We start from the raw sequence: 20,881 nt of genomic DNA, 5'->3' as shown, positions 1-20,881 counted from the left end.
GCCGATGACCCACGCCGACTTCACGCATAGGGCGCGCCAATCATCGTCGCTTGTCATCCGCAGGGCCGCTCTCTAGGCCTGAGCGAAGCTGGGGGAGGATCGCGCGACAATGGGCGGCAGAAGCGTCTCGATGACGGAAGGGCGGCTGCTCACGGTGCTGCTGCGCGTGGCCTGGCCGATCACCGTCACCAATCTCGCCCAGGCCAGCTTCGATATCGTCAACGCCTTCTGGGTCGGCCGGCTCGGCGAGGCCGCGATTGCCGCTGTGACCGCCAGCGGGCCGCTGTTCTTCGTGCTGATCGGCCTGGGTTCCGGCCTGTCGACTGCCGGGGCGGTGCTGATCGCGCAGAATATGGGCGCGCGGCGGATGGAAGCGCTCGATCATGTCGCGGCGCAGACCCTGCTGATGGTCGGCATCGTCGCGCTGGCCTTCACGCTCGCGGGCGCCTTCTCGGCGTCAGCCGTGCTCACCCTCATTGGCGTGGAGCCGGCAATCCATGCGCGGGCGACAGATTATCTGCACATCCGCTTCATCGGCATGGTGCCGATGTTCGGCTTCATGGCCATGCAGGCCATGTTGCAGGCCGCCGGCGAGGTGCGCTTTGCCATGCGCGTGCAGATCGGCAGCGTCATCGCCAATGCACTGATCGATCCGCTGCTGATTTTCGGCATCGGGCCGTTTCCTGCGCTGGGTATTGCCGGGGCCGCGCTGGCGACGGTGATCGTGCAGATCGGCGCGCTTCTGGTGTTGCTCCACCACATGCTCTCGGGCCGATCCGTCCTGCATGTGCGAACTCGCCATTTCCGGCCAGACTGGTCGCATATCCGCCTGGCGCTTGGCCTTGGCCTGCCTGCCTCCATCGAGCAGGCGATCCGCACCTTCAGCTCGGTGCTGCTCATGGCGCTGGCCGCCAGCTTCGGCACGCTCGGCCTCGCTGCTTATGGCGTGGGGACGCGGCCGCTATTCTTCTGGTTCACGCCGATGCTCGGCCTCTCCATCGCGACCGCCGCCGTGGTCGGCCAGAATATCGGCGCCGGTCTCACCGACCGCGCGGAGCAGGCTGCGCGCCTCTCGGCCTGGCTCGGCTTTTGCGGGATGACGCTGATCGGCCTCATGAACCTGCCGTTCGTGCCGGCGATCATGGCGACACTGGCGCCGGGCGAACCGGATGTGATCGCCCTCGCCTCGACCTTCGCCTATGTCTACTTCCCCTTCCTCGGCGTGTTGACCGTGCCGCAAGCCTTGCTCGGCGCGTTCCGGGGCGCGGGCAGCCCGAGCCACTCCATGATCATCTCGATCATCATGCAATGGGGGTTCCAGATGCCGGCCGCCTATCTGATCGCCTATGCCACCCCCTGGGGCATTGCGGGCGTGTGGTGGAGCTATCCGATCGCCAATGTCGCGGCTGCCTTGCTCTGCCTCTACTGGTTCCGCCACGGAAGCTGGCGCCGCCGACTGACGCCGCCGACCCCGGCTCAATAATCCTTGGAAATTCGCGCCGCCGCGCTCTGCCGGCCGATGGTCGACACGGTGGAGATCAAGGCCAGCCAGCGGGTGATCTGATATTCGATGCTGGTGGCGCTATAGCCCTGCCCGTCCGTAATCAGCTCGACATAGAGATGCTCGCCGATATTCTTGCCGGCCGCGATCGAGGTTTGCCGTCCCGTGGTGGTATCGGCCGCCAGCACGCGCAGCCGCGAGAGGCCGGTCGCGCGGCGGACGGCGTTGATCGGGTCAAGACCGCCACCCCCGCCCTGGAATGCCGCCACGGCCGAGGCAAGCTGCAGCGCCTCAGGCGCCGAGAGGTTGGCGATCGAGGTGCCGAACAGCAGGCGGGAGAGCAGTTCATCCTGCGCCATCGCCGGAATGCTGGAGAAGGCGATGATCGGCCGCATGCTGGTGCCGGTGACGTTGATCGTCGCGCTCAGATCCTGCACGTCCGCGACCGCGCGGATATCGAGGCGCGGATTGACCGGCGTGCTGCCGGTAAAGGTCAGGCGCCCCTCCTGCAGGTCGAACCGGCGCCCCGCGAAATCATAGGTTCCGCGCGTGAGCGTCGCCACGCCGGAGAAGGCGGGCGCGGTCGCCAGCCCGCCGATCTTGAGATCGGCCGACCATTCGCTCTGCATCCCCAGCCCCTCAACGATGAGCCCGCGCGGCGCCTTGGCGGTGATGTCGAGCCGCCAGGGCGCGTCCGCCCGCGACCGCTCCACCTGATCGCCCGAGCGGTTGATCTCCACCAGACGCAGACGCGGAATTTCCGTCGACGAACTGGCGCGCCCGAGCGTAAACCGGCTGGAGACGGCCTCCAGATTGCCCGAAATCGTGCCCCCGCTGCCGGAGGAGACGATGCGTACGGGGCCGGTCACCGTCGCGCCGACATCGTCTCGGTCCATCAGCACTGCGCGATCTGCCTGCAGCGCGATATCCATGCCGATGCCGCGCTCGGCGGAGAGATCGAACACGGCCGTACCGGTAACCTTGCCGCTGCCGGCCCGGCCCTGAAGGTCTGGAATCGACAGTTGGGATCCGTTGAACCGACCGCTCGCCTGCACATCGCGGATCACCATGCCGGTCACCGGGCTGGTGATGCGGCCATTGCGCGTGGAGAGCGTCCCTTCAATGCGCGGATCGGACAAGGTGCCGCCGGCACTGGCGGACAGGCGAAGATCGCCACCCAGCGAAACGATCTCGACATTGGTGAGCCGCCAGAGCGTGTCGGCATCGCCGGCATAGCGGAACTGGGCCTGCAAGGGCGACCGGAACAAACGCTGACTCAGCGACCCGCTGCCAAGCGGCGTCACCAGTGCCTGCGCGCGACCGACCACCTTGCCGCCACGCGCCACCACCGCACGAGCTGCCAGCCGGCGTGTATCCAGCTCGGCATTAAGCCCCATATCGATGGGCGCTGAGCTGAGCGCCAGGCCGGAGCGGGTGAGACCCTTGACGCGCAAATTGAGCTTGCCGGTCGGCGGCCCGTCGACCGGCGCGACATAATGCGCCGTGCCGTCCATGGTGCCACCCAATCCCAGATCGTCATTGGCGAGATCGAGCAGCAGCAGCGGCACGGCCTGCATTTTGGCGTCCATCTCGGTGCGCGTCCCGCCGATAAAGCCGGACAGGCGCAGGGCGCCGCGTTGCATTCGCACGGTCGCCGGCGCCAGACGCCAGCCATCCTCTTCCCGGCTGAGCACTGCCGTTCGGTCGAGCCGGATCGCCGATTCATCCAGCGAGCCATCCAGATCGATGCTGATCCGGTTCGGCGCGATGCCGGCCCGCGCCTGCAGATCGAAGCTGCGCCCCGTCCGCGCATTCATGGAGACGGTGGCCGTTCCCTCGCCATTGACGAGCTTCAGCGCGCCGGCGAACCGCCCGATCCGCACGCCGCCGACGCGTACGCCGCGACCCTGCGCATTGGCGTTGATCGTCACCGCGCCAGGACGGAGCAGCGCTTCGCCCTCCAGCGAGCCACGATTGATGACGATGCCCGGCGAGCCTGTGAAGTTGGCCCCGCTCAGATCGACATCGAAGCCGATGCGCTGCACGCCATCGACCATCCCCAGCGTCACCGCGCCCTCGGCGGGACCGGAAAGCGACAGGGCGCCCTGCAAGCCGCCATCGACGGGCACGAGATCGCCCCGCACCGTGACGCCGCTCACGCCCAGATCCGCCACCGAGATGGTCGCGGCGCCACCGCGCGGCAGCAGGATGGCGCCGGTCGCGGCGAAGGTGCCAAACATCGAGCCGCCCTCGACCGTCACGGCATAGCCCTGATCGTCAGGGGTCAGCAGCGCGTGGACATTGGCGAGGCCGACTGCCGGCAGCGGGCGCGCGAGGGTGATGTCCACCCGGGGGCGATCCGGCTTGCCGGCGAGCGCCAGTTGCAGGGGACCATAATTGCGATGCTCGCCCTGCCCGCGCAGATCGAGCTGGCCAGCGCCGTCGATCCGCCCTTGGCCGACAAGGGTGAGCGCGGGCGCCACCAGCCGCAGATCGCGCAACGCGATGCCGCCGCCCGGCGCCAGCCCGACTTGGCTGGTGATGACCGGCAACCCGTCCCCAAGGCCACGCAGGAAGCCATTGTCGAGCCGCCGCATCGTCGCGCGGACGGTGCCGGAAAAGCTGCTCTGCCCTTGCGGCGGTCGGGCCAGCCGCAGCACGGCATCGAGATCGAGCCGACCCAGGCCGGCAATCTCCAGTCCATTCAGACCGCCGCGAAAACTCGCGAGGTAGCTCCCAGAGCCGAGATTGCCTTGCCCCTCGATCTGCCCGCGAAAACCGCTCGCCCGCACGTCCGAGCGATCCATGCGCAGATCATCGCCATTCTTCAGTAGCACGCTCTGAACGACGAGATTGCGCAGCCGCTCGTCCACAGCGCGCTGGCCGACAGTCAGTGCCTGCGCCGTCAGCCGGATGGGGAAGCGTCCGCGCGGGCCGTTCAGCCGGCCCTCGCCTTCCAGACGGATATTGCGAAGCGCCAACCCGCCCTGCCGCAGCTCGGCAGAGGTCAGCAGATACCCCACCTCCATGGCATCGAATGCACCGGACAGCCGGGCGCGCAGATTGACGGACTGGCCCGCGACGCCCTTCGCCAATTGGCCGGGCCGTGCGACCACCGCCGAAACGCGCAGCTCATCAAATCGATTGCGGCCGAAATCCACGCCGCCATTGGCGGCCAGCTTTGCGGCCGGCATCGCAAGTGAGGCGGTGCCGGAGAGCAGCCGGTTGTCGAACCGCACGTCCGTCTCGATCTGCGCCTGCTGGCTTCCCAGCACGGTCAGCGGTTCGAGTGGGCCAAGCAACGCCAGCGGCCCCTTCGCCTGATAGCGGCCCTCCACTGCGGTCAGTGCGACGTTCGCGGTGAGGCGGTTGGCGGTCAGCGCCGTCAGCCGGCCCTTCCAACGGCGCCAGTCGCCATCGCCATGGACGCGAAGCGACACCGGTTGCTGCGCATCCAGCGTGCCCGCGATCACGCCGCCCTGTGGCCCGACCACAATCGCGTCAAGATCGAACCGGCCATCATCGGGCCGGCTGTCCAGCGCCACACGCAGCACATCGCCCGTGCGCGGCGCGGTGGCCAGCAGGTCGATGACCGCGCGACCGGAGCGCACGTCGGCATTGCCAATTGCGCGGACCACGTGCGCCTCGCCCAACACCGCCGGGCCGATGCCCAGCCTGTCCACCCGCAGGTCCGCCAGCCGAATGTCGAACCCCGGCAGCAGCGGCTGCTTGGGCGAGGTCGAGGGCTTGAGCGCGGGCCGGCGGGAAAGGTCGGCCGAATGGATATGCAGCCGATCAAGATCGAGCCGGTTGGAGAGCCAGCCGAGCGGATACCAGCTCACATCGGCGCGATCGACCCTGGCGAACTGCCCTTGCGTATCGAAAAAGCGCACATCGCGCAGCACCATGTCGTTGAAGACGCGCCCCTCAATGGCGCCCACGGTGATGCGCAGGCCGGAGGTCGCCTCCCACTGCGCGATCTTGCGGATGATGAAGCGATGGCCGCCTTCGCTATCCAGCCAGCGCACCCCACCCCAGAGCGCCACCACCAGCGCCACGATGAGCAAAATGACCGAGAGGCTGAACCCCGAGCGCAGCAGCGAGCGCTTGCGGCGGGGCGGCGGCGGCGCCTGCTCCGACGCACCCTCCGGCAGGGGCTCGTCTTGCGCGGCCATCAGAAGGCCTGTCCCAGCGACACATAGACGCCGATGCGCGAGTCACCCGGTTGCGGATTGAGCGGGGTGCCGACATCGATCCGGATCGGCCCGAAGTTGCTGTAATAGCGAAAGCCGAGGCCCGCGCCGACGCGCATCTCGCGGATGGTCGGTAGGGGATCGGGCGAGATCGTGCCGGCATCTATGAACGGCACGATGCCGAACTGGTTGAGACTGCCGAAACGATAGCGCGCTTCCAGCGAGATTTCGCCGAGGCTGCGCCCGCCCACCGGATCGTTATTGAGGTCGCGCGGGCCGATGGCCTGATAGGCATAGCCACGCACCGAGGCGCCGCCGCCGGCATAAAAGCGCCGCGTCGGCGCAATGCGGTCGGCCGACGCGCCGACGATGGTGCCCAGACGCGCGCGCCCGGCGATGGTCAGTCGCTCGCCGACCGGAATATAGGTGCTGCCATCAATCTGCGCGCGGACATAGCCGAAGGCGCCATCCTGCAGGGACAGTTCGGGAGACAGGCGCCCGCCGAGGCGGAAGCCCTTGCGCGGATCGAGCAGATCGTCGCTGCCATCATGAGTCAGGCTGGTGGGCAGGGCGAGAATGAGATAGCGGCGCCGCACCGGATCGGGCGACCCCTCATATAGGCGCCGCTCGTCGCTGACACGCAGCTCAAGGCCGGCGGACCAGGTCCATTCCTTCTGGAAAATCAGGTTGGTGTGCTTTTCCAGGCTCGCGGCGATGCCGGCGGTCAGCGCGTCATAAGCCGGCTGATCGACATTGGCGATGCTGAGCTCGCCATTGAGAGCCTGATCGCGCTGCCACAGATTGTTGCGCCGGAAGATCGCGGACGCGCTCTGTTCCTGCGTACCGATCACGCCGCGTAGCGTCACCGCCCCTTCCGGCGGGACCAGATTGCGGTGCTGCCAGCGCACTTCCACGCGCGCGCCTTCGCCCGTGCCATAGCCGATTTCCCCGGCGATTGTCCGTGGCGGCGCGCGTGTCATGTTCACGACGATGTCCACCGCCTCGCGGTCAGGCCGCGCTTCGGGCGTGATGGTAAGCTGGGAGACCAGCCCGGTCGCGACGATGGCCCGGTTGAGATCGGTGAGTTCACTTTGCTTGAACGGGTCGCCCGGAGAAAAGCGGCTGATGACGGCCACGTGCCGCGCATCGAACGGCGCGCCGTCGTTTACACGGATCGAGCCGAAGCGAAGAAAGTCACCGGTATCGGCGTTGAGGCTGAGCAGGGCCTGACGCTGCTGATGGTCGACAGTGAGCACCGGTTCGCGCACCTGCGCAAACGGATAACCACCTTCCTCAAGGCTGACACGCAGCGCGCTTGTCGCGGCCAATATGGTATCGGTGTCGGCAGGGTCTCCTACCTTCACAGGAAAGAGCGAGCGCAACGGCTTGCCGTCCGCCATCGTCCCGTCCAGCCCGAACACCTCCACCGCGTTCAGGGCGAAGCGCTGGCCGGGGACGGCGCGCAGCGCGACGCGGACATAGGGGTCGCTTGCTCCACTGACGCCAAAGCGCGCACGGCTCCGGCCCTCATAATAGCCCCGGGTGCGCAGCAGATCTTCGAGCAGTTCCTCATCGGTCTGCGCCCGACGCCGGATCTGCGCGATGCTCGCACGGTCGCCTTCCCCCGCCCGCAGCGCAGAGAGCGCATCGAACCGACTGTAGAACATGGTGTCGGCGGCATCGCCCAGCCCTTCAAGATTGAGCTGATAACGCAGCGGCTGCGTGGGATCGAGCGCAGCAAGGGCTGCCGCTTCGCCCGCCGTGCCGCCTAGGGGGTCAGGCTCAGTGCCGGCGGGCGCTTGCGGTGCGGGCGTTGCCGTTCCCTGCCCGGCAGCCAGCGCGGGCTCGGCCTCTCCTCCGGCGTCACTGCCCTCCACTGCCAGAGTTTCCCCCGGCTGGTCGAGGTCAGGCCAGTCGAGGCCGATGTCGGGCATGTCATCGAGATCGAGCGCGTCCTGCGCGGCGTCGGGCGCTGGGGTGGCTTGACCGGGCGACGTTTGCGCCAGCGCGCGGTCGCACGTCAGCGCGCCCTGCGCCGCCAGCAGGATCGCCATGAAAGTCCCACCTGCACGGGAACACCTGCCCAAACGCGATCGCCGCAGCATCAGGCCTGTCTATGAGCTTGTCGCAGGACTGCAAGCAGCATTCGCGCGTGACGCACCGTTTTGCGGCGGGCTGTCCGGCCGGACGGCTCAGAAGGCCCGTTCAAGCCGCGTCAGCAGAACATGCGCCGGATTGATCGGCATCGCCGACAAGCGGGACCTGCGGGCCAGGAACTGGCGCTCGAGGCGGGCCACTCGCGCATAGAGCTCCTCGGAGCTGGCGATGAGCGCGCGCATCTCTTCGTTGAACTGGCACGAGACATCGAGCGGCGTGAGGGCGGCCGGGCCAAGCCGATAGCGCTCCTCCTCCCGCACAGATTCGCGCATCTCGCCATTGAAGATCGCGCGCTGCGTGAGCAGCCACGCGATGACGTGCATCAGCCGCGTCGTCACCTTGATCGATTCGCAGGAGAAATCGACCCAGCCGATGTGACCCAGCGCCTGACGATGCTCCTCGGCGCGATCATCGAAATAGGAGCGCGCCTCATCAGCCAGCACCATGGCATCGACATACAGGGCGTCGACAAGCTGACGGTCAAGCACGTGCGGGGGCATCGAGTCGTTCATGAGCCTGTGCTGCCACAAGCCGGGCGGAACGTCAGGTCGATTAACCTTCAATATACCATCTGGATGGGTGTTCCCGTCGATCCGGCGGCCGCTTATACCCGTGGGCGGTTAGGCGATAATGTCGGGAATCAGGCTGTTTTCCAGCATGGTGATCTCGTCGCGCAGGCGAAGCTTGCGCTTCTTGAGGCGGGCGAGCTGAAGCTGGTCGGGCAAGGAAAGCTGACCCAAAGCCGCAATCGCGCAGTCGAGATCGCGATGCTCGACACGCAAGGCTTCCAGCCGCTGCTCGATTTCCTCGATCGATAACACCGATTCGCCCCCAGTTCTGAACGGCACGCCTACATGGCAGGGCACCCTTGGCGCGGCAATGCGCAACTGCGCAACAAAAGAAGGTGGTTAGCGACTTTTCTTTCGTGCGCCCGCAAGCTTCTGTCTGCCCACAGAAAGAATGTTTAACGAAATAACGTGACACCGCATGACGGGTCTCGATTTATCGCAGCTTCGCGCAATTGCCAGAGACAGCGGGTGCGATTGGTGATTTACTGAACCTCCATTGAAGCAATGGCCAAGGAGGACATGATGGACACAAGCCACGTTTCCGCACTGCACGCCAAGCATGCCGGGCTGGAGGCCCGGATCAAGGACGAGATTACCCGTCCTGCGCCGGACAGTTACCGGCTCGCCACCCTCAAGAAAGAGAAGTTGCGCATCAAACAGGCACTCGCTTCCGCAGCGACCTGAGCGCCAGGGCTATGACAGCCAGGTAGGGGCGCTGGCCGCCCCTGCTCTGGCCAGCCCGGCTATCGTCAGACGACTGACGATCCCCAACGACCAAGCTGAAAACGCCTGCCGAAGCCACATCGCGCGGGACGCTCTGTTGGCGCCCCATCGCGATGGAGCCCGATCAGTAAACGCGCTTCTTCGGCGCGATATAGTCGATGTCGTCGGTCAGCGTATAGTCGTGCACCGGACGGCTATCGAGCTTCACGCTGCCGCCCTTGCCACCCCAGCCGTCGAACCAGCCGAGGGTGTGCTTCATCCAGTTGGCATCGTCGCGATCGGCATAATCCTCGCGCGCATGGGCGCCACGGCTTTCCTTGCGCGCAATCGCGCCGTGGATGGTGACGCTGGCTTGCGAAATGAGGTTGTCCAGCTCCAGCGTCTCGACGAGATCGCTGTTCCAGATGAGCGAGCGATCGGTGACCCCGATGTCCGTCATCCCCTCGTAGATCTTGCCGAGCTTTTCGACACCTTCCGCCATCAGCTCCTCGGTGCGGAACACGGCGGCGTGAGCCTGCATCGTGCGCTGCATGTCGAGGCGGATCTGCGCCGTGGGCGTGCCGCCCTTGGCATTGCGGAAATGATCGAGGCGACCCAGCGCCAGCTCGTCACCGCTCTTGGGCAGCGGCTTGTGCGGCGTATCGGGCTTCACGATCTCGGCAATGCGCTTGCCGGTCGCCCGGCCGAACACCACGAGGTCGATCAGGCTGTTTGAGCCCAGGCGATTGGCGCCGTGCACCGAGACGCAAGCCGCCTCGCCCACCGCGAACAGGCCGGGCACGACATGATCGGGATTGTCGCCCTTCCGGGTGACGACCTCGCCATGATAATTGGTCGGGATGCCGCCCATATTATAGTGGACGGTCGGCACCACAGGGAGCGGCTGACGGGTCAGGTCCACGCCTGCGAAAATCTTGCCGCTCTCGGTAATGCCCGGCAGGCGCTCGGCCAGCACCTTGGGATCGATATGATCGAGGTGCAGGTGGATGTGATCCTTGTTGGCGCCGACGCCGCGGCCCTCGCGGATTTCCATCGCCATCGAGCGCGACACGACGTCACGGCTCGCGAGATCCTTGGCGGAGGGGGCATAGCGCTCCATGAAGCGCTCGCCTTCCGAGTTGGTGAGGTAGCCGCCCTCGCCGCGCGCGCCCTCGGTGATGAGCACGCCCGCGCCGTAAATGCCGGTCGGGTGGAACTGGACGAACTCCAGATCCTGCAGGGGCAGGCCGGCGCGCAGCACCATGGCGCCGCCGTCCCCCGTGCAGGTGTGGGCGCTGGTCGCCGAGAAATAGGCGCGGCCGTAGCCGCCGGTGGCGAGCACCACGCAATGGGCGCGGAAGCGATGGATCGTGCCATCGTCCATGCAGAGCGCGATGACACCACGGCAGACGGGGCCGTCCGGCGTGTCTTCCATGATGAGGTCGAGTGCGAAATATTCGATGAAGAAGTCCGCGTCGTACTTCAGGCTCTGCTGGTACAGCGCGTGCAGCATGGCATGGCCGGTACGATCCGCCGCCGCGCAGGTGCGCTGGGCCGGCGGGCCTTCGCCCATATTCTGCATCATGCCGCCGAACGGGCGCTGATAGATCTTGCCTTCCTGCGTGCGGCTGAACGGCACGCCGGCATGTTCCAGCTCGTAAACCGCCGCCGGCGCCTCGCGCACCATATATTCGATCGCGTCCTGATCGCCGAGCCAGTCCGAGCCCTTGACGGTATCGTACATGTGCCAGGTCCAGTGATCCGGCCCCATATTGCCCAGGCTCGCCGCGATGCCGCCTTGCGCTGCGACAGTGTGGCTGCGCGTCGGGAACACCTTGGTGATGCAGGCGGTCTTGAGGCCGCTCTCGGCAATGCCCATGGTGGCGCGCAGGCCCGAGCCGCCGGCGCCGACGACGACCGCATCATAGGTGTGATCGATGATCTTGTAGGCTTGCGTCATGATTAGAGCGCCCCTCCGGCCAAGGCGATTTTCGCGACAGAGAACAGGCTGACCGCGGCACAGCCGATGACGAAGAAGTGCAGCAGGATGAGCGTGGCGAACTTCAGCCCCTCATCATGCACATAATCCTCGATGAGCACCTGAAGACCGAGGCGGATGTGATAGAAAACGCTGACAATCATCAGCATCATCGGCACCGCGACGATGGGCTGGGTCAGCCAGCCGGTGATGGCCGCATGGTCATGCGCCGGCAGCAGCGCCAGGCTGGCCAGCAGCCAGCTCACCAGCAGCAGATTGCCGATTGCCGTGAAGCGCTGGGCGATCCAGTGATGCGTGCCGCTCCGTGCCGAGCCGAGGCCACGCACGCGGCCCAGTCTGGTTCCGCTGCCCATCAGAATGCCCTCCCCACGAAGATCCACGCCCAGAAGGCCACAGTCGCCAGCGCCGAGGCGGCGAGAATGACCTTCGACCACCGCTTGTTCGCCGTCAGCTCAAAGCCCGCACCCATGTCCATCACCAGATGGCGCAGGCCCGAGAGCATGTGCTGGAAGAACGCCCAAGTCAGGCTGATCAGCACGATGCGCGCGATCACATTGGCGATCAGGCCAGCCAGATCGCCCGCATCCGCTTGCCAGACATAATATTGGAAGTTCGCATAGGCCGCCGGTCCGCTCGCCGCTGCATACAGCCACCAGGTCAGGCCGAGGCCGCCCAGAATCGCCATGCCATCCCCCGTCACGCGGTGGAGGATGGAAAGAAGCATATGCGGGCCCCACTTCCAGATGGTGAGGTGCGGGGAAAGCGGCCTTCGCCCGGATTGCGCCATGATCGAGCAGTCCTGTTCGTGAAAGAATGCGCCCCTTTAGCGCAAAGCTGCTGCACTGCAAACGCTCGCTGGCGCCATGTCACCAATGTGCAGACTGAGGTTCCGGTGAACATGGAAAACAGAGGATGTTAGCCCTCGATTAACGAAAGGCCGATATCACGCCACCCCATACGACCCGGCAAATGGCAGGACAAAAGGGGCACCGAGGCCATGATCGCAGGAAAAAGCGACACGATTTCAATGGCTGAACGGCTGCAGGAGTTCGACCCCCAAGCGACATTGCCGGGGCGGGCGCGTCAAATCCTGGCTTATCTCGGAGACCGCATCGACGAACTGGGCGACACCGCCATGGCGGTGTACCTCCCATGCATCGACCTTGCGGCGGTCGGCCCGGCTGAGCTGGAAGCCACGCGGCAGGGCGCAAGAACCTTCCATCGGACATTGCTCAGCGATTTCGCCGGGGAAGAATGGACGGAGATGGCGCGCACCGGCGTGATGAAGATGCTGGCGCGCGATGTCTCCATCCGTACCCAGATCGTCATCATCAACCGCGTGGTCGACAAGGTCCGTGATATCCTGACGGAGCTCGTGGCCGATCGCGACGAGCGCTCGGAACTGTTGGCCGCCATGCGGTTCATCTCGCTGGTGCAAGCGGAAGTGTGCTGCGCCTTTTACGCCGACACGATCCGCGAGCAGGACCGGATCGAGCGCCAGCGCCAGCGCGACAAATTCTCCGAATTGCTGAACACGCAGATCGATCTGGCCGCGCAACTGGGCGAGCGCCTGCGCGAACAGGCCCGCGAATCCTCGAACGCCACGCGCGGGATGCTCGACAAGGCCTCCGAAGTCGCTGCCGCCGCCGAACAATCGGCCATCGCCATGCGCGAGGCCGCGCACACCAGCTCCGGCCTGATCCGCGCCATCGAGGAAGCCCGCACCGAAGTTGACCAGGCGGCGGAAGTCGCCGCCCTGGCCTCCGAGCAGGCCGGCGAGGCCGTGAACGTCTCGACGGCGCTGAGCGATCACGCCCAGTCCATCGAATCGATCCTTGGCCTGATCCGTGATATTGCCGGGCAGACCAATCTCCTTGCCCTCAACGCGACCATCGAGGCCGCGCGCGCCGGCGATGCGGGACGCGGCTTTGCCGTCGTCGCGCAGGAAGTGAAGTCGCTCGCAAGCCAGACCGCCCACGCCACCGACGACATCGCGCAGAAGATCGCCGCCATCCAGAACGCAACGCGGCATACGGTCGAAACCAACGAGCGCATCCGCGAGACCGTGCTGAACGTGCAGACCATGGGCATGCGCATCCGCACCGCGATGGACGCGCAATCGCAGACCGTGACCATGATTACCGCCGCTGTGGACGAAACGGCCCTTGCCGCCGACTCCATGTCATCGAACATTTCGGCGATCCGGCAGGATACGGAGATCGTCGCATCCGAGATCGACGAGCTGGAAAGCGGCTTCACCGAAGTCCGCAACCTGCTCGGCGCCCTGCGCACGCGCTCGGCCAATTTCGTGGTCTCCATGGCACCGGCGACCGACGCCCAGGCAGAGCCGCAGCCCGCTTATCCACCAATCCGCCGCGCCGTCTGACAAATCCGCTTCGGTCGGGGCGACCCGGTCCATTCTCTCTCCCTTTGCCCTCCAAATCGGCTAGAGAGAGGGCATGACACAGCGTTCCTCCACGTCCAGCGCCGCGCCCGCGACGCCCTGGCAGATGACCTTTTCCTGCACGCGCGCGGTCGCCGAGCGGTTCGAGCTTGAGGCCGAGCCGCTGTTCATCGACTGGCCCTCGCCGCCCGCGATTCTGGCCAGCGAGCCGGACGAAAGCCAGCCCGATGCCTGGCAGCTCGACATCATCTTCGAAACCAAGCCGACGCGTGCCACCATCGATGCCATTGCGGCGCTGATGCCCGAGGGTGCGGCCACCCCCTACACGCTCGCGCAATTGCCGGACACCGACTGGGTGACGCAGAGCCAGGCCGGGCTGGAGCCGATGACCGCCGGGCCGTTCCATGTCCGCCACGACAGTGCGGAGAACCCGCGCGCCGACCGCATCGATTTTCTCATCCCCGCCAGCCGCGCCTTCGGCACCGGCCAGCATGAGACGACACGCGGCTGCCTGCTGGCGCTGGCCGACCTCAAGGCGCGGGGTATGCGCTATGGCAATATTGCGGACATCGGCACCGGCACCGGCCTGCTTGCATTCGCCGCCAACCGCTTGTGGCCCCGCGCTCATGTGCTGGCCTCGGACATCGACCCAGTCGCGGTGGACGTTTCGGCCGAAAATGCCGATTTGAACGGCGTTCCGCTCGGGGCCGGCGCGGGGGCGCTGCGGTTGGTCGCCGCGCCGGGGGTCGAGCATCCGCTCATTCAAGGCCTTGCGCCTTATGATCTGCTCATCGCCAATATTCTCGCCGGGCCGTTGATCGAGTTGGCGCCAAGCCTCTCAGCACAGGTCGCCGAGGGCGGCACGCTGATGCTGGCAGGCCTGCTGGGCAGCCAGGCCGGCCGCGTGCAGGCGGCCTATCGCGCGCAGGGCATGGTGCTGATCTGGCGGTTCGATCATGGCGATTGGCCCACGCTCGTGCTGCGCAAGCGCCATCGCTTCGGCTGGCGCCGCCCGACGCGCTGGCGCACGGGCGATCATGGCGCCGCGCCCGGCTTCGGCAGCTGGTAACACCGGCTGCGCATTGACAGGGCGCCCGCGCCGACCGACCATCCCCGCCTGACGCTGCGAGGGAGAGATTCGGCATGTGCGACAATGACATCCATCAGGGCCTGGTCGAGGATTGGAGCGTCACCCGGCGCATGTTCATGGCCACCGGTGCGGCCGTCGGTCTGGCCGGGGCGGCGACCGCGCAGGCCGTCGCCAACGTCACTGAGAAGAATGTGACCATCAAAACGCCCGACGGTTCTGCCGATGCCGCCCTCTTCCACCCCGCCGGCACAGGCCCCTGGCCCGCCGTGCTGATGTGGCCGGACATCATGGGCCTGCGCCCGGTGTTCCGCGAGATGGGACGGCGCCTGGCGGCCGAGGGTTATGTCGTGCTCGTGCCCAACCCCTTCTACCGCAATGCCGTCGCGCCGGTGATCGACGGGACGTTCGACTTCAGCAACCCTGAGTCGCGCAAGATCCTGTTCGGCTATCGCGCCGCGATGAGCGATGCCGCGGTCGATCATGACGCGGCGGCCTATCTCGGCTTCCTCGACGCGCAGCCGCAGGTCGACAAGGGCCGCAAGGCGGGCGTGCAGGGCTATTGCATGGGCGGGCCGCTCTCCTTCCGCACCGCCGCTGTGGCTTCGGCACGGATCGGCGCGGTCGGCAGCTTCCATGGCGGAGGCCTCACCACCGACCAGCCGAGCAGTCCGCATCTGCTCATCCCCAAGACCGATGCCGCCTATCTCGTCGCGGTGGCGCAGAATGACGATGCCAAGGAGCCGGAATCCAAGACGATCCTGCGCAAGGCGTTCGATGCGGCGGGCAAGACCGCCACGGTCGAGGTCTACCCCGCCGACCATGGCTGGTGCGTGCCCGGCAGCCAGGCCTATAACCATGACGCGGCGGAAAAGGCCTGGGCGGCGTTGCTCGCCATGTACCGCACGGCGCTGGCCTGACGCGGAGGCGCCCTAGCCGGCGCTCCGCACGATCTCGGCCCAGGCGGCCTCGTCGATCACCTCGATCCCGAGGTCGGCGGCTTTCTTGAGCTTGGAGCCGGCGCCCGGCCCGGCCACCACCAGATCGGTCGACGCGCTGACCGATCCGGCCGATCGGGCGCCCAGCGCCTCGGCCTGCGCCTTGGCTTCATCGCGGCTCATCGTCTCCAGCTTGCCGGTGAAGACGATGGTCTTGCCCGAGACGGCGCTGGCCTTCACATCCACCACATAAGGAGGCGGCGAAACCTGCGAGAGCAGGTCGTCCCACGCCGCGACATTATGTTCCTCATGGAAGAAGTCGCCCAGCGCCTCAACAACGGCGCCGCCGATGCCTTCGATCGCGGTGAGCGTGGCCTTGGCCTGTTGGACAACGTCCCCGTTCGGGTCGAGCGACGTCGAGACCCGTTCGCGCATCAGCATCTCGACTTCGCTCGATGCGAACGGAAGCCGGTCGGCATTGGCAAGCATCGACCACGCTTGCAGTGCCGGCAAGGTCGCGAATGCCTTCATCAGATCGCGCGCTGTTACCGCGCCGACATGGCGAATGCCGAGGCCGAACAGAAGCCGCGCGGCATCGGGCGCGCGCCGGTCCTCGATGGCCTTGAGGAGATTGTCGACCGACTTCTCCTTCCAGCCCTCGCGGCCCAGCAGATCGGCGCGATGCTGCCTGAGCCGGAAGATGTCCGCCGGGCCATGCTCCAGCCAGCCGAGCGCGAAGAACTCGCGAATGGTCTTGTCGCCCAAGCCATCGATATCCATCGCACCGCGACTGACGAAGTGGTTGAGCCGCTCGATGCGTTGGGCCGGGCAGATGAGGCCCGCCGTGCAGCGCACATCGACCTCGCCTTCCTCCGCCACCGCCTCGCTGCCGCATTCCGGGCAATGATCGGGGAAGATGTACGGCGCCCGCTCCGCGTCACGGGTCAGATTGTCGACGACCTGCGGGATCACATCGCCAGCGCGCTGGACGAGAATCCGGTCGCCGGGCCGCACGCCCAGCCGCGCGATCTCGTCGCGATTGTGCAGCGTGACGTTCTGGACCACCACCCCGCCGACCGTCACCGGCTTGAGCCGCCCCACCGGCGTCAGCTTACCGGTGCGGCCGACCTGAATGTCGATGGCTTCCAGCGTTGTCTCGGCCTGTTCGGCGGGGAATTTATGCGCAATCGCCCAGCGCGGCGCCTTGGCAACGAAGCCGAGCCGCGCCTGCCAATCCAGCCGATCCACCTTGTAGACCACGCCGTCAATATCGTAATTCAGGTCCGCGCGCTGTTGCTGGATGGCGCGATAATGCGCCAGCATCGCCGCGCTGCCATCGCACAGCACCAGATGCCGGGACACCGGAATGCCACAGCCTTCCAGCGCTTTCATCACGCCATATTGCGTATCCGCCGGCAGGCCGTCATCGCTCACCACGCCCCAGCCATGCGCGAGAAACCGCAGCGGGCGGCTGGCGGTGACGCTGGCATCCTTCTGGCGCAGCGATCCGGCAGCGGCATTGCGCGGATTGGCGAACTGCCGCACGCCCTCGGGGTCGAATGCCTCGCCCCGCGCCTCGGCCGTCGCGCGCGCCTCGTCCATCAGCCGCGCATTGAGCGCGGTGAAGGCGGACTTTTCCATATAGACCTCGCCGCGCACCTCGAGGATGGCCGGTGCCTCAGCGGGCAGGGTCTGAGGGATATCGCCGATATGCGCAACATTGGGCGTGACATCCTCGCCCACCTCGCCATCGCCGCGCGTCGCCGCACGGACGAGCTTGCGGTCCTCATAGCGGATGGAGAGCGACAGGCCGTCGATCTTGTCCTCCGCCGTCATCAAGACCGGCTCGTCCTCACCGAGCGCCAGATACCGCCGCACGCGCGCAACGAATTCCGCCACATCCTCGTCCGCAAAGGCATTGTCGAGGCTCATCATGCGCTTCTCGTGGCGCACTTTGGCGAGCGCAGACGTCGCCACCGAAGCGCCCACCTGCCGATTGGGGCTGTCCGCCCGGATCAGCTGCGGGAAGGCCGCCTCCAACGCGTTATTCTCGCGCACCAGCGCGTCGAAAGCGGCATCGCTGATCTCGGGCGCGTCATTGGCGTGATAGAGCCCGTTATGCCGCGCGATCTCCTTCGCGAGCCGCATGAGGCGGTTCGCGGCCTCAGCTTCGGTGAGTGTGTGGGGGTCGGTCATTTAAGAAGTAGAACTAGTAACGGCGAGCAGGCGAGAATCGAACGAGCAACGATCCATTGGGCAGTTCCAAGCAGCGGCTGATTGATAAGACTAATAGAAGCCTTCAAGTTCCAAATGCTTATGCTTAGCATGCCGATCAGAACGGCGCCTGGCAACCAGTGCAGGCCTTCTGCCTCTACAATACCGATATGCATGAGGAGTAGCAAAGCCAGCATTCCGAGCAGCGACACGAGAAACATCACGCTGCCGAAGAACATGAGCCCCAGATCAAACAGCACCACCCTGTTTAATTTCTGAAAGCCCATCACACCCCCTCCAGCAGCCGCTCGGCCTGTGCGCGCGCTTCGTTGGTGATCTCGGCGCCGGAGAGCATGCGGGCGATTTCCTCGCGGCGTTCGGCATCGTCGAGCGGATGGACGCCGGTGCGGGTGATGGTGCCTTGCGAGGATTTGGCGATGAGCAGATGCGCTGCGCCGCGTGCGGCCACCTGCGGGGAGTGAGTAACGACGATCACCTGCCCGCCACCGGAGAGCCGTGCCAGCCGCTCGCCGATGGCGCCGGCCACGGCACCGCCGACGCCCCGGTCGATCTCGTCGAAGATCATCGTGCCGGCACTGCCCTGCGCGGCGAGCGCGACCTTGAGGGACAGGATGAAGCGCGACAATTCGCCGCCCGAGGCGATCTTGGTGAGCGGGGCGAAGGGCGCACCGGGGTTGGTGGAAATCATGAACTCGACCCGATCCTTGCCGGACGCGCGCCACTGCCCTTCCGGCAGCGGCTCGACATCGGTGCGGAAGCGCGCGGCATCCAGCTTGAGCGGGGCCAGTTCGCCGGCGACCGCCGCGTCCAGTCGGGCAGCGGCCTCCCGGCGGCCATCGCTGAGCGCCTGCGCCGCGGCTTCATATGCCTGCCGCGCGGCCGCGACATCCCGTTCAAGATCGGCCAACCCCGCCTCGCCCGCATCGATCCGCGCGAGCTGATCGCTCATCCGCGCCGCCAGATCGGCCAAATCGTCGGCCGCGACCTGATGCTTGCGCGCCAAGGCCCGCAGATCGAACAGGCGGGTCTCGATCGCGTCCAGCCGTGCGGGATCGACGGACAGCGCCTCGCCAGCCCGCGCGAGATGCTCCTCCGCTTCGCTGGCCTCGATCACGGCGCGATCGAAGGCGGCGAGCGCCTGCGTCAGCAACTCATGCTCCTCGCCGATCCGGTCCAGCCGTCGCGCTGCCTGTCGAAGCTTGGCGAGGGCGCCGTCCGATCCGCCGAGCAAATCGTCGAGCGCGGCCATGTCTTCGGTGAGGCGCGCGCCCTTCTGCATGTCAGCGCGTTCGGTGGCGAGCGTCTCCTCTTCACCCGGTTCGGGCGCGAAGGCTGTCAGTTCGGCCACAGCATGGGCGAGATAATCGCGTTCACGAGCGGCGCTCTCCAGCGTCTCGCGGGCCTCGGTGAGCCGCGCCTGCGCAGCCTGCCAGACGCCGTGTGCGGTGCGTACCGCTACGGCATCCAGTCCGCCAAAGGCATCGAGCAGGTCCATATGCCCGCGCGGGTTGATGAGGCCGCGCTCGTCATGCTGGCCGTGAATCTCGACAAGATAGCCGCCGACATCGCGCAGCAGCGCCGCCGAGCAGGGCTGATCGTTGATGAAGGCGCGGCTGCCGCCATCGGCCTTGAGCGTGCGGCGGATCAGCAGCGGCTCGCCCGGTTCCTGAGCAACGTCGCTTTCGGCCAGCAGGATGGCCAGGGCCGAACCGGGCGCCGGCGGATCGAATGTCGCGGTCACGCTGGCCTGATCGGCACCGGCGCGCACGAGGCCGCTATCGGCCCGCATCCCCAGCGCCAAGCCCAGCGCATCGAGCAGGATCGACTTGCCCGCGCCGGTTTCGCCGGTGAGCACGGTCAGCCCTCGCTCGAACACGAGATCGAGCGCCTCGATGAGCACGATGTTACGGATCGAGAGGCCGGTCAGCATATGCGGTGCAGAGCTAATCCATTGCCCTCATGCTGTCACCCGCCTTCGCCAGCGCAACGCGCCGGAAAGATATCAGGCGCTCGGAGCGTGCTGCGTCATCAGGCGGTAGGAGCGCTGATACCAGTCCGAATCGGGATAGTTGGTCTGCAGCACCGCAGCGGCGCGCTTGGCTTCTTCCGGCATGCCGAGCGCCAGATAGCTCTCGACCAGACGGTGCAGCGCCTCTGCCGTGTGGCTGGTTTGCTGGTAATTGTCGACGACCTGCCGGAAGCGCATCGCGGCGGCGATCCACTCGCGGCGGCGCTGGTAGAAGCGGCCGACTTCCATTTCCTTGCCGGCGAGATGGTCGTTCACCAGATCGAGCTTGAGCCGGGCGTCCGACGCGTAGCGCGAATCGGGGTAGCGGCGGACCAGCTCGTTCAGCGCATCGCGGGCCTGAAGCGTCAGCTTCTGGTCGCGCGTCACATCGCTAATCTGCTCATAATAGCATAAGGCGATCAGATAATAGGCATAGGCCGCGTCGCGGTTGCCCGGATGGATCGAAAGGAAGCGCTGGGCCGACTGGATCGACTGGCGATAATTGCGCGCGGCATAATAGCTGAACGAGCTCATCAGCTGCGCGCGGCGGGCCCAGGGCGAATAAGGATGCTGGCGCTCAACCTCATCGAACAGCACGGCAGCCTCGGCAAAGCGACCATTGTCGAGCCGCTGCTGGCCCGCCAGATACAGCGTGCTGACGTCGCGCGCGACATAGCGCGTATCAACGCGGTTCGAACTGCGCGCGCAGCCGGCCAGCAAGGCGAGTGAGATCAGGCTGGCGGCAATCAGCCGGCCACGACGCAGCGGTGTAACGGTCATGCGCAGCCTCTTAACCGAGCAACCGGACCGCGCCAAGCGAATGATGAGCGCTTTGCGCCACGGGCAGAAGACAGATGATGCATGGCGCGCGAAACAAGGACCGGCCCGTTGAACCGGCGCTGAACGAGAGCGGCTGAATGGGCGCCTGCCCCTCTTTTCCCATGCGAGCGCACTGCCCGCAAACCGCGCCGCCGCTCTCTGTGTGGGAGGTGGGAAGCGGCGACGCGGCCTGCACCTTGCGGAGCAGAAAACGGTCGACGCCCGACCCGAACCGGGGAATGCGCACGCCAGCGTGGGGGATGGCGGCA

Annotated in this window: 16 protein-coding genes; 5 read left to right on the top strand and 11 right to left on the bottom strand. The window is 66.4% G+C overall.

Features of this window, described 5'->3' with window-relative positions:
• Positions 1-109: 109 nt before the first annotated feature.
• The gene (locus M2332_RS15305; protein WP_264574726.1) at positions 110-1,483 is read left to right on the top strand and encodes an MATE family efflux transporter; all 1,374 of its coding nucleotides are present in this window, start codon (positions 110-112) and stop codon (positions 1,481-1,483) included.
• Here M2332_RS15305 and M2332_RS15300 read toward each other — a convergent pair.
• From M2332_RS15300 to M2332_RS15285, 4 genes are all read right to left on the bottom strand, one after another.
• Positions 1,477-5,676 carry a translocation/assembly module TamB domain-containing protein gene (locus M2332_RS15300; protein WP_264574725.1) on the bottom strand — a complete coding sequence of 1,400 codons (4,200 nt, stop codon included), beginning with the start codon at positions 5,674-5,676 and terminating at the stop codon, positions 1,477-1,479. The two genes, M2332_RS15305 and M2332_RS15300, sit on opposite strands and share 7 nt — an antisense overlap.
• Positions 5,676-7,748 (bottom strand): autotransporter assembly complex protein TamA, encoded by a 2,073-nt coding sequence (locus M2332_RS15295; protein ID WP_264574724.1) that lies wholly within the window; start codon positions 7,746-7,748, stop codon positions 5,676-5,678. The genes M2332_RS15300 and M2332_RS15295 overlap by 1 nt, the downstream gene beginning before the upstream one ends.
• Positions 7,749-7,886: 138 nt before the next feature.
• Positions 7,887-8,351 (bottom strand): DUF1465 family protein, encoded by a 465-nt coding sequence (locus M2332_RS15290; protein WP_264574723.1) that lies wholly within the window; start codon positions 8,349-8,351, stop codon positions 7,887-7,889.
• Positions 8,352-8,471: 120 nt separating this feature from the next.
• Positions 8,472-8,717 carry a YdcH family protein gene (locus tag M2332_RS15285; RefSeq protein ID WP_264574722.1) on the bottom strand — a complete coding sequence of 82 codons (246 nt, stop codon included), beginning with the start codon at positions 8,715-8,717 and terminating at the stop codon, positions 8,472-8,474.
• A 225-nt stretch (positions 8,718-8,942) separates the two neighbouring features.
• Here M2332_RS15285 and M2332_RS15280 point away from each other — a divergent pair, with 225 nt between their 5' ends.
• Positions 8,943-9,104, top strand: coding sequence for a YdcH family protein (locus M2332_RS15280; RefSeq protein ID WP_181561349.1), 162 nt, complete (start codon positions 8,943-8,945; stop codon positions 9,102-9,104).
• A gap of 163 nt (positions 9,105-9,267) precedes the next feature.
• On the opposite strand, the gene sdhA is transcribed toward M2332_RS15280, so the two are convergent.
• The 3 genes from sdhA to sdhC are packed head-to-tail and all read right to left on the bottom strand — an operon-like array spanning position 9,268 to position 11,908.
• Positions 9,268-11,082 carry a succinate dehydrogenase flavoprotein subunit gene (gene sdhA / locus M2332_RS15275; protein WP_181559025.1) on the bottom strand — a complete coding sequence of 605 codons (1,815 nt, stop codon included), beginning with the start codon at positions 11,080-11,082 and terminating at the stop codon, positions 9,268-9,270.
• Between the two features lie 2 nt (positions 11,083-11,084).
• Positions 11,085-11,474, bottom strand: a complete 390-nt coding sequence (sdhD, locus tag M2332_RS15270; protein ID WP_181559024.1) for a succinate dehydrogenase, hydrophobic membrane anchor protein — start codon at positions 11,472-11,474, stop codon at positions 11,085-11,087.
• Complete coding sequence (sdhC, locus tag M2332_RS15265; RefSeq protein WP_264574721.1) at positions 11,474-11,908, bottom strand: succinate dehydrogenase, cytochrome b556 subunit; 435 nt, start codon at positions 11,906-11,908, stop codon at positions 11,474-11,476. Before sdhC ends, sdhD begins: the two co-directional genes overlap by 1 nt.
• A gap of 240 nt (positions 11,909-12,148) precedes the next feature.
• On the opposite strand from sdhC, the gene M2332_RS15260 reads away from it, so the two are divergent.
• From M2332_RS15260 to M2332_RS15250, 3 genes are all read left to right on the top strand, one after another.
• Entirely contained in the window at positions 12,149-13,507 is a 1,359-nt protein-coding gene (locus tag M2332_RS15260) for a methyl-accepting chemotaxis protein (protein ID WP_264574720.1), read from the top strand.
• A 73-nt stretch (positions 13,508-13,580) separates the two neighbouring features.
• Complete coding sequence (locus tag M2332_RS15255) at positions 13,581-14,594, top strand: 50S ribosomal protein L11 methyltransferase (RefSeq protein WP_264574719.1); 1,014 nt, start codon at positions 13,581-13,583, stop codon at positions 14,592-14,594.
• A 74-nt stretch (positions 14,595-14,668) separates the two neighbouring features.
• Positions 14,669-15,532: a dienelactone hydrolase family protein gene (locus M2332_RS15250; RefSeq protein ID WP_264574718.1), complete on the top strand. Its 864-nt coding sequence runs from the start codon at positions 14,669-14,671 to the stop codon at positions 15,530-15,532.
• Positions 15,533-15,544: 12 nt separating this feature from the next.
• Here the strand turns inward: M2332_RS15250 and ligA are convergent, their stop codons facing one another.
• The 4 genes from ligA to M2332_RS15230 form a co-directional block, all read right to left on the bottom strand.
• Positions 15,545-17,746, bottom strand: a complete 2,202-nt coding sequence (gene ligA, locus M2332_RS15245; protein WP_264574717.1) for an NAD-dependent DNA ligase LigA — start codon at positions 17,744-17,746, stop codon at positions 15,545-15,547.
• Positions 17,743-18,051, bottom strand: coding sequence for a hypothetical protein (locus M2332_RS15240; RefSeq protein WP_264574716.1), 309 nt, complete (start codon positions 18,049-18,051; stop codon positions 17,743-17,745). Before M2332_RS15240 ends, ligA begins: the two co-directional genes overlap by 4 nt.
• Positions 18,051-19,715 carry a DNA repair protein RecN gene (recN, locus tag M2332_RS15235; RefSeq protein ID WP_264574715.1) on the bottom strand — a complete coding sequence of 555 codons (1,665 nt, stop codon included), beginning with the start codon at positions 19,713-19,715 and terminating at the stop codon, positions 18,051-18,053. Before recN ends, M2332_RS15240 begins: the two co-directional genes overlap by 1 nt.
• Positions 19,716-19,787: 72 nt before the next feature.
• Entirely contained in the window at positions 19,788-20,573 is a 786-nt protein-coding gene (locus tag M2332_RS15230) for an outer membrane protein assembly factor BamD (RefSeq protein WP_181559017.1), read from the bottom strand.
• Positions 20,574-20,881: the final 308 nt, after the last annotated feature.

It is taken from the genome of Sphingobium sp. B11D3A (genome assembly GCF_025961695.1).
In the GTDB taxonomy this organism is placed as follows: Bacteria; Pseudomonadota; Alphaproteobacteria; order Sphingomonadales; family Sphingomonadaceae; genus Sphingobium.
The sequence above is the reverse complement of the archived record's forward strand: the minus strand, read 5'-3'. Positions and strand labels throughout refer to the sequence as shown.

What these genes read in the sequence shown, in the direction of transcription:
- M2332_RS15305 (WP_264574726.1), top strand. Translation starts at nt 110, where the DNA reads ATGGGCGGCAGAAGCGTCTCGATGACGGAAGGGCGGCTGCTCACGGTG.
- M2332_RS15300 (WP_264574725.1), bottom strand. Translation starts at nt 5,676, where the DNA reads ATGGCCGCGCAAGACGAGCCCCTGCCGGAGGGTGCGTCGGAGCAGGCG.
- M2332_RS15295 (WP_264574724.1), bottom strand. Translation starts at nt 7,748, where the DNA reads ATGGCGATCCTGCTGGCGGCGCAGGGCGCGCTGACGTGCGACCGCGCG.
- M2332_RS15290 (WP_264574723.1), bottom strand. Translation starts at nt 8,351, where the DNA reads ATGCCCCCGCACGTGCTTGACCGTCAGCTTGTCGACGCCCTGTATGTC.
- M2332_RS15280 (WP_181561349.1), top strand. Translation starts at nt 8,943, where the DNA reads ATGGACACAAGCCACGTTTCCGCACTGCACGCCAAGCATGCCGGGCTG.
- sdhA (WP_181559025.1), bottom strand. Translation starts at nt 11,082, where the DNA reads ATGACGCAAGCCTACAAGATCATCGATCACACCTATGATGCGGTCGTC.
- sdhD (WP_181559024.1), bottom strand. Translation starts at nt 11,474, where the DNA reads ATGGGCAGCGGAACCAGACTGGGCCGCGTGCGTGGCCTCGGCTCGGCA.
- sdhC (WP_264574721.1), bottom strand. Translation starts at nt 11,908, where the DNA reads ATGGCGCAATCCGGGCGAAGGCCGCTTTCCCCGCACCTCACCATCTGG.
- M2332_RS15260 (WP_264574720.1), top strand. Translation starts at nt 12,149, where the DNA reads ATGGCTGAACGGCTGCAGGAGTTCGACCCCCAAGCGACATTGCCGGGG.
- M2332_RS15255 (WP_264574719.1), top strand. Translation starts at nt 13,581, where the DNA reads ATGACACAGCGTTCCTCCACGTCCAGCGCCGCGCCCGCGACGCCCTGG.
- M2332_RS15250 (WP_264574718.1), top strand. Translation starts at nt 14,669, where the DNA reads ATGTGCGACAATGACATCCATCAGGGCCTGGTCGAGGATTGGAGCGTC.
- ligA (WP_264574717.1), bottom strand. Translation starts at nt 17,746, where the DNA reads ATGACCGACCCCCACACACTCACCGAAGCTGAGGCCGCGAACCGCCTC.
- M2332_RS15240 (WP_264574716.1), bottom strand. Translation starts at nt 18,051, where the DNA reads ATGGGCTTTCAGAAATTAAACAGGGTGGTGCTGTTTGATCTGGGGCTC.
- recN (WP_264574715.1), bottom strand. Translation starts at nt 19,715, where the DNA reads ATGCTGACCGGCCTCTCGATCCGTAACATCGTGCTCATCGAGGCGCTC.
- M2332_RS15230 (WP_181559017.1), bottom strand. Translation starts at nt 20,573, where the DNA reads ATGACCGTTACACCGCTGCGTCGTGGCCGGCTGATTGCCGCCAGCCTG.